Genomic DNA, 12,533 nt, shown 5'->3' with positions numbered 1-12,533 from the left:
ACCGCCCCCGAGGTGGCGCTACGCGCCGCAGTCCTGTTCGAGCATCCGACCAGTCGACCGGGTGACCTCCCGGCCCGCCATCCGGCGATCGTCCACCTGTTGGTGTATCCAGGAGGCCATTCGTTTTCGCGGTCCACGTCGGGGGATGGACTAGTGACGGCTCGCAGCAAGCGCCACGGCAAGCACATGTGGAAAACGGCTCCGCGGTTCGGCGGAAGGGCCAGGCAACGGGCGCGGAGGTGGGTCGCGGTCACCGCGCTGACGCCTGCGCTGCTGCTCCCGGTGACGCTGGTCGGAGCGTCGAGCTCCTTCCTCGCGGCGCCGCAGGTGCCGCCGGGCCAGCGGTCCGATCCGCGCGAGCTGGGCGTGACGGGACACCTGCCGCAGGCGCCGCAACCCGGGCCCGACCTGCTGGGGCAGGCGGGCGATCCGCGCGAGCTGGCCGGTGGTGCCGAACGCCCGATCGACCTGCCCACCGGCCCGCTCGGCATCCCGGCGGCCGTGCTGATCGCCTACCACCAGGCCGCCGACGCGGCGAACCGGAGCACTCCGGGCTGCGGGCTGCACTGGTCGGTGCTGGCGTCGATCGGCCGCATCGAATCGGGCCACGCACGCTCCGGCAGCGTCGACCTGCTGGGCACCACGGTGCGCGCCATCCTCGGCCCGCGGCTGTCCGGCGGCCCCGGGATCGCGGCGATCCCGGACACCGACGGCGGTGCGCTCGACGGCGACCCGGTGTGGGACCGCGCGGTCGGGCCGATGCAGTTCATCCCGTCGACCTGGCGGAAGTTCGCGGTGGACGGCAACGCCGACGGCGCCGCCAGCCCGCACAACGTGCACGACGCCGCCGCCGCCGCGGGGCAGTACCTCTGCAGCGGCGGTGGTGATCTGCGCGCGCCGAGCGAGCTGGCGTCGGCGGTGTTCCGCTACAACCACTCCGAGAGCTACGTGCGCACGGTGCTGATCTGGGCGGCGGCTTACGCGAACGGCGTGACGCCGATGCCGTCGGAGCTGGCACCGGAGGTCGACGACGTGCTCGCCGGCGAACGCCTGCCCGAGGGCCCGGCCGTGCTCGCCATGCCCGCCGAACCCGCCGCCGCGCCACCGCCGCCGTCGTCGCCCGAGCCGCCCGCACCGTCCAGCGCGCCGCCGACGCCGTCCGGGGAAGCGCCCCCGCAGCCCGGTGCGCCGGTGGCGCAGCCCGGTGAGATCAGCGTGGCGCCGCCGACTATCCCGGAGCCGACACCGCCGAACCTGACCCCGTCGCCGACCGCACCGCCGCCCACCGGCACCTCCGCACCGCAACCGACCACGCCCGGCACTCCGCCGCCCGCGAGCACTGCACCGCCGGCGACCGAGCCCGGCGCCCCGCCGTCCTCCGGTACCGGCGCTCCGCCGTCCTCCGGTACCGGCGCTCCGCCGTCCTCCGGCACCGGGGCGCCGCCGGAGCCGGGAACCCCGCCGCCGGCGACCGAGCCCGGTGCGCCGCAGAGCGATGCGAAACCGGTACCTCCGCCCGCCGCGCCTCCGGCACCGGAAACCGCTCCGACGAACCCCGGCGGGCCGCCGTCCGACGTCGCGCCGCCGCCACCGTCCGTCACCGAGCCGTTGCCCGAAACGGGCGACCCCGTTCCGCCGCCCGTCGAGTCGTTGGGCACCTGCGATCCGGCCGTGCTGGGCCGCGGCGAGTTCGTCGCCGAGCTGCCCGCACCGGGCACCGCGATCGCGCCCGGGAGCACCGATCCCGCCACCCTGGTGCCGGGTCAGGAGGTCTACGTCCAGCACGGACCAGGCGCCTTCGCGACCTGCACAACGGGAATTCCCACACCGCCGCAGTGAGCTCCGCAGGGCTTGCCGGGCCCGGTGGACCCGGCAAGTAGCGTGGACGTCAGGGCTGCGCGAAGCGGAGGAGGGCTCGGATGTCACGGGTTGCGGCGATCGACTGCGGGACGAACTCGATCCGGCTGCTGGTGGCCGATGTGACGGTGCACGACGACGGTCGGCGCGATCTGCGGGACGTGTACCGCGGGATGCGGATCGTCCGCCTCGGCCAGGGCGTGGACGCCACCGGGCGGCTCGCCGACGAGGCGCTGGAGCGGACCCGGGCGGCGCTGGCCGACTACGCCGCGATCGCCGTCCGCAAGGGCGTCGAGCGGATCCGCATGGTGGCGACCTCGGCGACCCGGGACGCGGCCAACCGCGAGGACTTCTTCAGCATGGTGCGGGAGACGCTCGGCGTCGACGCCGAGGTGATCAGCGGTGATGAGGAAGCCCGGTTGTCGTTCACCGGCGCGGTCGGCGACCTCGACCCGCTGGACGGCCCGTTCGTGGTCACCGACGTCGGCGGCGGTTCCACCGAGGTCGTGGTCGGCACCTGGGACGGCGTGCGCGCCGACATCGCGGCAGCGCACTCGGCCGACGTCGGCTGCGTGCGGCTGACCGAGCGCTGCCTGCACACCGATCCGCCCACCGACGAGGAGGTGCGGGAGGCGGAGAAGGTGGCCCGGCAGGTGCTCGACGAGGCCTTCGCCGCGGTGGACTGCTCGGGTGCCAAGACCTGGGTCGGCGTCGCCGGAACCGCGACCACGTTGTCCGCGATCGCGCAGGACCTACCGGAATACGACCCGGCGGCAATTCATCTTTCCCGTATTTCCCAGAGCCGGGTCGAACAAATCACCGAAGATCTGCTCGGCATGTCGCACGATGAACGCTCCGCAATCGGTTCGATGCATCCGGGAAGGGTGGACGTCATCGGCGGTGGTGCGCTGGTGATCAAGGTTCTCGCGGAGGAATTGGCGGAGCGCGCCGGGATCACCGGGGTTACTGTCAGTGAGCACGACATCCTTGACGGTATAGCCCTGTCTATCAGCTAGTTCTCACCATGTGGAAGTCATATTCCATCTTTTGGGTGACAACTGGTCTGAATCGAATCAGAAAGTGACGGATTTGTGACAGCGCACCGGCGTGATCTGGTTCTCCCTTATGTTTACGCTCGTCTGACGCGGCGGTGAATGATCCGCTGCGCGTGATGCCCTGGGAATGAACCTCCGGGGAGCGCGTGGAAACAGGAGGACGCTAAATGCGGAAACGACGCTTGGTCGCCTGGGTCGCGGCCCCACTGGCGGTGGGGTTGTTCGCCAGCGCCTGCGGCGGTGGCGGCGGTGCGGAAGCCGGCGACGGCATCGTCTCGGTGAACCACACCGAGCCTGAGAACCCGCTGGTGCCGAGCAACACCACCGAGACCGGTGGTGGCAACGTGCTGAAGGCGATGTTCACCGGCCTGGTCGACTACGACGAGAAGACCACCGAGCCGTACAACGCTGTCGCCGAGTCGATCGACACGACCGACAACAAGGTCTTCAAGATCAAGCTCAAGCCGGGCTGGACCTTCCACGACGGCACGCCGGTCACGTCGAACAGCTTCGTCAAGGCCTGGAACTACGCCGCCTACGGCCCGAACGGCCAGTCGACCACGTCCTTCTTCGAGCACATCCAGGGCTACAAGGACGTCAACCCGGGCGGGGAAGAGGGCGACGGCCCGGCTCCCACCGCCAAGGAGATGTCCGGCCTGAAGGTCGTCGACGACCTGAACTTCGAGGTCACCCTCGACGCGCCGTTCGCGACCTTCCCGGTGATGCTCGGCTACACCGCGTTCTCGCCGCTGCCCGAGAGCTTCTTCGCCGACCCGAAGGCGTTCGAGGAGAAGCCGGTCGGCAACGGCCCGTTCAAGTGGGACTCGCGGCAGCCGAACGCGTTCATCAAGCTGGTCAAGTACGACCAGTACGCGGGCAAGAACAAGCCGCAGATCAACGGCATCGAGTTCCGCATCTACAACGAGCTGGAGACCGCCTACCAGGACCTGGTCTCGGGCAACCTCGACTTCATCGACCAGCTGCCGCCGTCGGCGATGGTCGGCGACAAGTGGAAGACCGACCTGCAGGACCGCGGTGAGTCCAAGCCGATCCTGAGCAACAACGCGCTCCAGGTCCCGCTGTACGACCCGAAGTACCAGGACCCGAAGGTGCGGCAGGCCCTCTCGATGGCCATCGACCGCAAGCAGATCACCTCGACGGTCTTCCAGAACAGCTACGAACCGGCCACCGGCTGGGTCGTCGCCGACGCCGTCCCGGGCTACCAGGCCGGCGGCTGCGGTGAGTTCTGCGAGTTCAACCCGGAGAAGGCCAAGCAGCTGCTGGCCGAGACCGGCTTCCAGGGCCCGATCACCATCACCTCGAACTCCGACGGTGGTCACAAGGAGTGGATCGAGGCCATCTGCGGCCAGTTCAAGAACAACCTGGGCGTGGACTGCGTCTTCAACCCGGTGCCGACGTTCTCCGAGTTCCTGAAGATGCACAAGGAGAACGCCCACAACGGGCCGTTCCGCTTCGGCTGGCTGGGTGACTACCCGGCGGCGGAGACCTTCCTGGGCAAGGTCTACCGGACCGGTGCGTCGTCGAACTACATGCGCTACGACAGCCCCGAGTTCAACGAGGCGATGAACCGCGCTGACCAGGCTCCCACCGAGGAAGAGGCCAACAAGCTCTACCTCGAGGCCGAGAAGATCCTGGCCAAGGACATGCCGTCCATCCCGCTTTGGAACCAGAAGGCCTCCGTCGGCTGGTCCGAGCGCCTGGAAGGTGCGACGGTGACCTTTGACCGGAACTTGAACTTCGAGACCGTCAAGCTGAAGTCCTGATCGGGTAAGTCCGGGTCCGGCCCGACCAGTGCGGGCCGGGCCCGACTTGCGTCCTGGAGGAGGTTGACGTGGGACGCTACGTGCTGCGGCGGTTGCTGCAGCTGATCCCGGTGTTCATCGGGACGACGTTCATCATCTACGCCCTGATCTGGGCGCTTCCCGGTGATCCGTTCGCCGGCCGCTGCGGGGACCGGCCGTGCCCGCCCGCCTACATCGCGGAGATGACCGAGAAGTACAACCTGAACGACCCGGTGATCGTTCAGTACTTCAAGTACCTGGGGCAGATCCTGCAGGGCGACTTCGGCGAGACCTTCGCGGGCATCCCGGTCAACCAGCTGGTGGCCGACGCCTACCCGATCACCCTGCGGCTGGCCGTCGTGGCGCTGGCCTTCGCCGCGCTGATCGGTGTCGGCGCGGGCATCCTGACCGGTCTGCGCGGGCGCGGGTTCATCGACAACCTCGTGCTGCTGTCGACCCTGTTCCTGATCTCGCTGCCGGTGTTCGTCACCGGCTTCATCCTGCAGGTCGTGCTGGGCACCGAGCTGGGCATCATCACGCCGAGCGTGAGCTCCCAGGCGACCTGGGGCGAGCTGATCGTGCCGGGCTTCGTGCTGGGCAGCACGTCGATGGCCTACGTGGCGCGGTTGACCCGCACCAGCCTGATGGAGAACAAGCGGGCCGACTACGTGCGGACCGCGGTTGCCAAGGGGCTGGAACCGAAGCGGGTCGTCGGCGTGCACCTGCTGCGCAACTCGCTGATCCCGGTGATCACCTTCCTGGGCACCGAGCTCGGCGCGCTCATGGGTGGCGCCATCGTGACCGAGGGCATCTTCAACATCCGGGGCATCGGCGGGCTGGTCTACAAGGCCATCCTCACCAAGGAAGGCACCACGGTCGTCGGCATCGTGACCCTGCTGGTCCTGGTGTACCTGCTGATGAACCTGCTCGTGGACATGCTCTACGCGGTTCTCGACCCGAGGATCCGATATGACTGAATCAAGCGCTGCCAGTCTGACCTCAGAGCCGGCCCCGACCGGGCCGGAGACAGCAGCGGCGAAGCCCGCCCAGAGCCAGAAGCCCCGCGGACTGTGGGCCGACGCGTGGCGCGACCTGCGCAAGCGGCCGACCTTCCTGATCTCGATGGCCATCATCGTGGTGCTGCTGGTGATGTCGGCCTTCCCGCAGCTGTTCACCTCGGTGGATCCCAACCACATGGACCTGGCCCGGTCCCGGCAGGCGCCGTCCGCGGAGGCCTGGTTCGGCTACGACACGCAGGGCCGCGACATCTTCGCCCGGTCCATCTACGGGGCCCGGGCGTCGATCATCGTCGGTGTCATGGCGACGCTGCTGACGGTGGTGATCGGTTCGATCCTCGGCCTGATCGCCGGTTACTTCGGCGGCTGGCTGGACAACGTGCTGTCGCGGTTCAGCGAGATCTTCCTGGGCCTGCCGTTCGTGCTCGGCGCGATCGTCATCCTGACCACGCTGAACCCGGCGACCGAGGTCCCCAACGCCTTCAAGATCACCTCGCTGGTGATCCTGTCGATCTCGCTGCTGTCCTGGCCGATCTCGATGCGGATCATGCGTTCCGCGGCGATCTCGGCGCGCAACCAGGACTACGTCAAGGCGGCGCGCGCCCTCGGCGCCGGCCCGGTGCGGATCATCCTGCGGCACATGCTGCCGAACTGCCTGGCGCCGGTCCTGGTGTACGCGACGATCGCCCTCGGGACGTTCATCGCGCTGGAAGCGACGCTGTCGTTCCTCGGCCTGGGGCTGCGGTCCCCGGTGGTGTCCTGGGGCGTGATGATCGCCGACTCGCGCCAGTACATCCAGATCTCGCCGCACCTGCTGGCGTTCCCGGCGGCGTTCCTCGTGGTCACGGTGCTGGCCTTCGTGATGCTCGGGGACGCCGTGCGCGACGCGCTCGACCCGAAGCAGAAGTAGGAGAATCCCTTTGTCTACTGAGGACGAGAAGACCGCGGGAGAACGCCTGCTGGAGGTCGAGGACCTGCACGTGGAGTTCCGCACCCGCGACGGGGTGGCCAAGGTCCTCAACGGCGTCAACTACCACGTCGACGCCGGTGAGACCTTGGCGGTGCTGGGCGAGTCCGGTTCCGGCAAGAGCGTCACCGCGCAGACCGTCATGGGCATCCTCGACATCCCGCCGGGGGCGATCACCGGGGGCGCGATCCGCTACCGCGGTGAGGACCTGCTCAGCGCTACCGACAGCCGTCGGCGCGAGCTGCGCGGCGAGTCGATGGCGATGATCTTCCAGGACGCGCTGTCCGCGCTGAACCCGGTCTACACGGTCGGGTTCCAGATCGCCGAGCAGCTCCGGCTGCGTCGTGGCATGTCCCGCAAGGACGCCATGAAGAAGGCGGTCGAACTGCTCGACCAGGTGAAGATCCCGAACGCCAAGCAGCGCGTTAAGGAGTACCCGCACCAGTTCTCCGGCGGCATGCGGCAGCGCGCCATGATCGCGATGTCGCTGGCCCTGGACCCGGAACTGCTCATCGCCGACGAGCCGACCACCGCGCTGGACGTCACGGTGCAGGCGCAGATCATGGACCTGCTCGACGAGCTGCGCCGCGAGCGCGGCATGGGCCTGATCCTGATCACCCACGACCTGGGCGTGGTCGCCGAGGTCGCGGACCGGATCGTGGTGATGTACGCCGGGCGGATCGTGGAGTCCTCCGACGCGTACTCGCTGTACAAGCAGCCGGGTCACCCCTACACCGAGGGGCTGATGCGGTCGATCCCGCGGCTGGACCTCAAGGGCCAGGAGCTGGAGACGATCAAGGGCCTGCCGCCGAACCTGCTGGCGGCGCCGCCGGGCTGCCCGTTCCACCCGCGCTGCCCGCGCGCCGTGGAGCGCTGCAGCGCGGAGGTTCCGGAGTACCACCAGCTCGGGCTCGGCCGGATCAGCGCCTGCCACTTCGCGGAGGAGATGATGAGCCGTGGCTGAGCCGATCCTCCAGGTGAAGGACCTGGTCAAGCACTTCCCGGTGACGCAGGGCGTGCTGTTCAAGCGGACCATCGGGCAGGTGCGGGCGGTCGACGGCGTGTCGTTCGACCTGCACAAGGGCGAAACGCTCGGCGTGGTCGGCGAGTCCGGCTGCGGCAAGTCGACCCTGGCGCAGGTGCTGATGCGGCTGGAGAAGCCGACCAGCGGCAGCGCGCTGTTCGAGGGCCGCGACATGTTCAAGATGCGCGGCTCCGAGCTGCGCAAGCTGCGCCGCGACCTGCAGATCGTGCTGCAGGACCCGTACACCTCGCTGAACCCGCGGCGCACCGTCGGCGACATCATCGGCGAGCCCTTCGAGATCCACCCGGAGGTGGCGCCGAAGGGCGAGCGGCGGCGCAAGGTGCAGGAGCTGCTGGAGGTGGTCGGGCTCAACCCCGAGCACATCCAGCGCTACCCGCACCAGTTCTCCGGCGGTCAGCGGCAGCGCATCGGCATCGCGCGGGCGCTGGCGCTCAAGCCGAAGGTGATCGTCTGCGACGAGCCGGTGTCGGCGCTGGACGTCTCCATCCAGGCGCAGGTGATGAACCTGCTCGGAGACCTCCAGAAGGAGTTCGGCCTGTCCTACGTCTTCATCGCCCACGACCTCGGGGTGGTCCGCCACCTGTCGGACCGGGTGGCGGTGATGTACCTGGGCAAGATGGTCGAGATCGGCACGGACGAGCAGATCTACGAGCACCCGCAGCACCCGTACACGCAGGCGCTGCTGTCCTCGGTGCCGGTCCCGGACCCGACCTTGCGCGGCAAGCGCGAGATCATCCGCCTGACCGGTGACGTGCCGAGCCCGGCGAACCCGCCCTCGGGCTGCCGCTTCCGCACCCGCTGCTGGAAGGCCCAGGACCGCTGCGCGGAGGAGGTCCCCCAGCTGGAGGTCCGCCTCGGCAACCACCCCTCGGCCTGCCACTTCGCCGAAGAACGCCCTCACGTGGTCTCCTGACGAGGCCGACGAGAGCCGAAGGGCACCTCCGACCGACCCGGTCGGAGGTGCCCTTCGTTCGTCGTGGCCTCAGATGGCGCGGAGCGCGTTCACGACGAGCTCGATCTCCTGCGGTGGGCGGCTCTCGGCCGCCGCGCGCCGGTGCATGGTGATGCAGCCGATGATCAGCGAGTGGAGCTCCGCCGGCGCGAGCTCGGCGCGCACCGCGCCGGAGCGCTGCGCTCGTTCGAGGAGGACTCCGAGCGCGACGTCGAAGTCGTGGGCCAGGCAGGTCGCTTCCGCTCGGCCGCCGGTCGATTCCAGCGCGTCGCAGATGTCCTTGTTGAGCGAGGCCTGTTCGACGACCAGGCGGAAGTAGTCGAAGAAGGCCTGGCCCGGGTCGTCGGCCTCGGCCTGTTCGCGGGCTCGGTCGACCATGCGCCGGATCCGCTCGGAGACGACCGCGTCGAACAGCGCTTCCTTGGTGGGGAAGTGGCGGTAGACCGTGCCCGGGCCCACGCCGGCGCGGCGGGCGATGTCGTCCAGCGGGACCGCGAGGCCTTCGGCGGCGAACAGCTCTTGGGCTGCGGCGAGCACGCGATCCCGATTGCGCTGGGCGTCGGCGCGCAGTCGTTTCCCCTGGGTGTTCGTGGTCGTCACGACCTGAGCCTAGCGCGTCCGTGGACAACCGGGGCGTGCGTTCCGTATAGTCCGCGGAGGTAAGCGGGGCTACCGTTCCGCTTTTGTTCCGGAGTGCTGGAGGAAGCAGTGTCCGCAGGAGACAAGACCGTGCTCGTCGTCGGTGCCACCGGTCAGCAGGGCGGCGCCACGGCGGCCCACCTGCTGAAGCGGGGCTGGACGGTGCGCGCCTTCACCCGCAGCGCCGCGGGTGCGGCGGCCCGGAGGCTCGCCGAGGCGGGGGCCGAGGTGATCGAAGGGGACATGGGCGACCGGGCGGCGCTCGCCTCCGCGATGCGCGGCGTGCGGGGCGTGTTCAGCGTCCAGCCGACCTTCGTCACGCCGGAGCTGACGCCGGACGTCAGTGCCGAGGACGAGGTCCGCTGGGGCCAGAACGTCGCCGACGCCGCGAAGGAAGCCGGCGTTCGGCACCTCGTCTACGCCTCGGGGTTCCACGCCGATCGGGCGACCGGCATCCCGACGCTGGAGAACAAGTGGGCGATCGAGCAGCACATCCGCGAGCTCGGCGTACCGGCCACGATGCTCCGGCCGGTGTCGTTCATGGAGAACTACCTGGCGATGATGCCGGGGCAGTCGGCCGGCGACGGCGAGCTGGTCAGCGCGGTCCGGGCGGACGTGTCGCAACCGCTGATCGCGCTGGAGGACATCGGGGCCTTCGCCGCGCTGGCGTTCGAGGACCCGGACGCCTACATCGGTGAAGCCGTGGAGATCGCCGGTGATTCGCTCACGCCGCCGCAGATCGCCGCCGCGCTCTCCCGCGCGGCGGGCCGCGAATTCCGTCACGTCGAGATGCCGCTGGAGCCGCTCCGCGACCAGAACCCGGTCCTGTACCGCGCCTACAAGGCCATGAACGAGCTGGACCTCACCGAGGTCGACGTCCCGGCCCTCCGCAAGATCCACCCGGGCCTGCTCACCTTCGAGGCCTGGCTCGCCAAGCAGCACCTCGCGGGATGACCTGCACGGGGTGAAGGCGCCTTTTGCCTGGCCAGGCCCCTGAGTGCTTTGGGGCGCTATAACACCCCAAACACTCACGGCCTTCGGCCTGCACGAAGGTGACCTCGGCCCGGAAGGGTGTTGAGGCTCCCGGGTTCGGGCGTCCACCGCGCCGCGTCAGCTGCCGAGGCGGGGGAAGGGGCGGGTGGAGAAGACCACCTCCACCGGGACCTCGAAGTGCTCCGCGATGCGGAGGGCCAGGTGGAGGCTCGGGCTGTACTCGCCCCTCTCCAGGTAGCCCACCGTCTGGTAGTGCACGCCGAGGGCTTCGGCCAGTTCGCGGCGGGAGGTGCCGCGTTCCGCGCGCAGCATCGCGATGCGGTTGTAGATCGTTTCGCTCATGTTCCTCTCCGGCCTCAGACCACGCGCTGCATGGCCTTCTCGCGGCGCGCCGCCACGGTGGAGCCGGACTCGCGGCGCGCCATCCGGCGCAGCACCACCGGGGCGATGACGAGTCCGGCGACCGCCCACAGGCCGAGCACTCCGATGGTCTCCAGGTGTCGCCAGGACTCGCCGATCTCGACCGACATCATCTCGTTCGGCAGCAGCGCCGAGCGCATGCCCAGACCGAGCCAGTACACCGGGAAGACCTGCGCGATCCACTGCACCCACTCCGGGAACGTGGTGACGGGGAAGAAGACCCCGGAGATCACGATCAGCCCGATCATCGGCAGCATGATCAGCGCCATGCTGCTCGGGCTGGTGAACAGCGAACCGACGGTCGCGCCGATCGGGATCGTCGCGGCCAGTCCCAGCACCGTCATCCCGAGCATGCCCAGCAGCGAGCCGATGCCGAGGGTGAAGCCCTCGAACATCACCAGCGACGGGATCAGCAGGATCGCGATGCTGGTCAGCGTCATGCCGGTGACCAGCACGAGCTTGCCGATCAGGTAGCCGAGCGTGCCGTGCGGCATGGCCTTGGCGCGCAGCAGCGTGCCGTCCTCGCGCTCGGTGATCATCAGCTGCCCCAGGCTGACCAGCCCGCCGAAGGCGATGGTCATGCCGAGCACCCCGGGCACGCTGGTGGCGCCGAGCGAGACGCCCGGGACCACGGCATCGCGCTGGAAGGACAGCACCACGAGCAGGACCGCGGTCGGTGCCAGGTAGCCCATCAGGTCCTGGCGGTTGCCCCAGGTCTGGCGGAACTCGATCCAACCGCGCCGCAGGCCGACGCGCACCGCGTTGGCGTTCACCGCTGCACCTCCACGTTCGCGAACTTCAGCGCGGCGGCCTCGCCGCGCCCGGACTCGTGCGCGTGCACCAGCGCCATGTAGGTGTCCTCCAGGGTCGCCCGGCGCACTTCGAGGTCGGCGACGGCGTCGCCGTGCTGCGCGAACAGCTCGCGGACGAAGCCGGTCGCGTCCGCCGCGGAGTGCACGTACCGCCTGCCGTCGACGGACCACTTGATCTCGGAGTCGGCGGTGACCTGGCGGGAGAGCTGGTCGGCGGAGCCGTCGGCGACGATGCGGCCGCCTGCCAGGATCAGGATGCGGTCGGCCAGCTTCTCGGCCTCGTCCAGGTCGTGCGTGGTGAGCAGGACGGTGGTGTTCTGGTCGGCGAGCTGGTGCACCAGGTCGTGGAACTCGCGGCGGGCCTGCGGGTCGAAGCCGACCGTCGGTTCGTCCAGGAACAGCAGCTCCGGGCGGCCGACGATGCCGATCGCCACGTCCAGCCTGCGCCGCTGCCCGCCGGAGAGCTGCCGGATGCGCTTGCCCGCGTGCTCGGTCAGGCCGACCGCCTGGATCAGCTCGTCGGTGTCCCACGGTTCGGCGTAAGGCGTGTAGTAGCCGCGCAGGTGCGACAGCAGCTCGTGCACCCGCCACTTTCCGTGGTCGCGCCAGGACTGCAGCACGATGCCGAGCCGCGCCCGCCAGCGCTCGTCGCCGTGCGCCGGGTCGGCGTCGAGGACCCGGACGTCGCCGCCGGAGCGCATCCGGAATCCCTCCAGGATCTCGATCGTGGTGCTCTTGCCCGCCCCGTTCGGGCCCAGCAGCGCCACCACCTCACCGCGGCGGGCGGTGAAGTCGACGCCCTTGAGCACGTCGGTGGTGCCGTAGGTCATCCGCAGGTCTTTGACGTCGAGCGCGGTCTCGGCCATCGGCGGTGCCAACGCGGCGTGTTCGTTGGTCGCTGTCATCTCCCCAGTACCTTCTGTATTGAAAGTGCCTCTCGATGTAGTACACATACTACATCTCGCGTGTGCGGCT

Annotated in this window: 12 protein-coding genes; 8 read left to right on the top strand and 4 right to left on the bottom strand. The window is 69.4% G+C overall.

Annotated elements, in window-relative coordinates; all coding sequences use genetic code 11:
* Positions 1-153 precede the first annotated feature (153 nt).
* The 7 genes from C4T78_RS19340 (at position 154) to C4T78_RS19310 (ending at position 8,655) form a co-directional block, all read left to right on the top strand.
* Positions 154-1,839: a lytic transglycosylase domain-containing protein gene (locus C4T78_RS19340; RefSeq protein ID WP_235863319.1), complete on the top strand. Its 1,686-nt coding sequence runs from the start codon at positions 154-156 to the stop codon at positions 1,837-1,839.
* A gap of 80 nt (positions 1,840-1,919) precedes the next feature.
* The gene (locus C4T78_RS19335; RefSeq protein WP_093349626.1) at positions 1,920-2,873 is read left to right on the top strand and encodes a Ppx/GppA phosphatase family protein; all 954 of its coding nucleotides are present in this window, start codon (positions 1,920-1,922) and stop codon (positions 2,871-2,873) included.
* A gap of 206 nt (positions 2,874-3,079) precedes the next feature.
* Entirely contained in the window at positions 3,080-4,696 is a 1,617-nt protein-coding gene (locus C4T78_RS19330) for a peptide ABC transporter substrate-binding protein (RefSeq protein WP_093349622.1), read from the top strand.
* 68 nt (positions 4,697-4,764) lie between these two features.
* Positions 4,765-5,691: an ABC transporter permease gene (locus C4T78_RS19325; protein WP_093349620.1), complete on the top strand. Its 927-nt coding sequence runs from the start codon at positions 4,765-4,767 to the stop codon at positions 5,689-5,691.
* Complete coding sequence (locus C4T78_RS19320; protein WP_093349618.1) at positions 5,684-6,640, top strand: ABC transporter permease; 957 nt, start codon at positions 5,684-5,686, stop codon at positions 6,638-6,640. Before C4T78_RS19325 ends, C4T78_RS19320 begins: the two co-directional genes overlap by 8 nt.
* A 10-nt stretch (positions 6,641-6,650) precedes the next feature.
* Complete coding sequence (locus C4T78_RS19315) at positions 6,651-7,661, top strand: ABC transporter ATP-binding protein (RefSeq protein ID WP_093349615.1); 1,011 nt, start codon at positions 6,651-6,653, stop codon at positions 7,659-7,661.
* Entirely contained in the window at positions 7,654-8,655 is a 1,002-nt protein-coding gene (locus tag C4T78_RS19310) for an ABC transporter ATP-binding protein (RefSeq protein ID WP_093349613.1), read from the top strand. The genes C4T78_RS19315 and C4T78_RS19310 overlap by 8 nt, the downstream gene beginning before the upstream one ends.
* A 69-nt stretch (positions 8,656-8,724) precedes the next feature.
* Here the strand turns inward: C4T78_RS19310 and C4T78_RS19305 are convergent, their stop codons facing one another.
* Entirely contained in the window at positions 8,725-9,294 is a 570-nt protein-coding gene (locus C4T78_RS19305) for a TetR/AcrR family transcriptional regulator (RefSeq protein ID WP_093349610.1), read from the bottom strand.
* A 108-nt stretch (positions 9,295-9,402) separates the two neighbouring features.
* Here C4T78_RS19305 and C4T78_RS19300 point away from each other — a divergent pair, with 108 nt between their 5' ends.
* The gene (locus C4T78_RS19300; protein ID WP_093350131.1) at positions 9,403-10,287 is read left to right on the top strand and encodes an NmrA/HSCARG family protein; all 885 of its coding nucleotides are present in this window, start codon (positions 9,403-9,405) and stop codon (positions 10,285-10,287) included.
* Between the two features lie 156 nt (positions 10,288-10,443).
* Here the strand turns inward: C4T78_RS19300 and C4T78_RS19295 are convergent, their stop codons facing one another.
* Genes C4T78_RS19295 through C4T78_RS19285 form a run of 3 tightly spaced genes read right to left on the bottom strand, consistent with a single transcriptional unit; the run spans position 10,444 to position 12,463 of the window.
* Positions 10,444-10,668 carry a helix-turn-helix transcriptional regulator gene (locus C4T78_RS19295; RefSeq protein WP_093152645.1) on the bottom strand — a complete coding sequence of 75 codons (225 nt, stop codon included), beginning with the start codon at positions 10,666-10,668 and terminating at the stop codon, positions 10,444-10,446.
* 14 nt (positions 10,669-10,682) lie between these two features.
* A complete protein-coding gene (locus tag C4T78_RS19290; RefSeq protein ID WP_093349608.1) occupies positions 10,683-11,519 on the bottom strand; it encodes an ABC transporter permease in 837 nt (278 codons plus the stop codon).
* Entirely contained in the window at positions 11,516-12,463 is a 948-nt protein-coding gene (locus C4T78_RS19285; RefSeq protein ID WP_177247497.1) for an ABC transporter ATP-binding protein, read from the bottom strand. Before C4T78_RS19285 ends, C4T78_RS19290 begins: the two co-directional genes overlap by 4 nt.
* Positions 12,464-12,533 lie beyond the last annotated feature (70 nt).

It is taken from the genome of Saccharopolyspora kobensis (assembly GCF_900108315.1).
GTDB lineage: Bacteria > Actinomycetota > Actinomycetes > Mycobacteriales > Pseudonocardiaceae > Saccharopolyspora > Saccharopolyspora kobensis.
The sequence above is the reverse complement of the archived record's forward strand: the minus strand, read 5'-3'. Positions and strand labels throughout refer to the sequence as shown.

Excerpts from the sequence above, each read along its gene's own strand:
- C4T78_RS19335 (WP_093349626.1), top strand. The coding sequence starts at position 1,920 with ATGTCACGGGTTGCGGCGATCGACTGCGGGACGAACTCGATCCGGCTG.
- C4T78_RS19330 (WP_093349622.1), top strand. The coding sequence starts at position 3,080 with ATGCGGAAACGACGCTTGGTCGCCTGGGTCGCGGCCCCACTGGCGGTG.
- C4T78_RS19320 (WP_093349618.1), top strand. The coding sequence starts at position 5,684 with ATGACTGAATCAAGCGCTGCCAGTCTGACCTCAGAGCCGGCCCCGACC.
- C4T78_RS19295 (WP_093152645.1), bottom strand. The coding sequence starts at position 10,668 with ATGAGCGAAACGATCTACAACCGCATCGCGATGCTGCGCGCGGAACGC.
- C4T78_RS19285 (WP_177247497.1), bottom strand. The coding sequence starts at position 12,463 with ATGACAGCGACCAACGAACACGCCGCGTTGGCACCGCCGATGGCCGAG.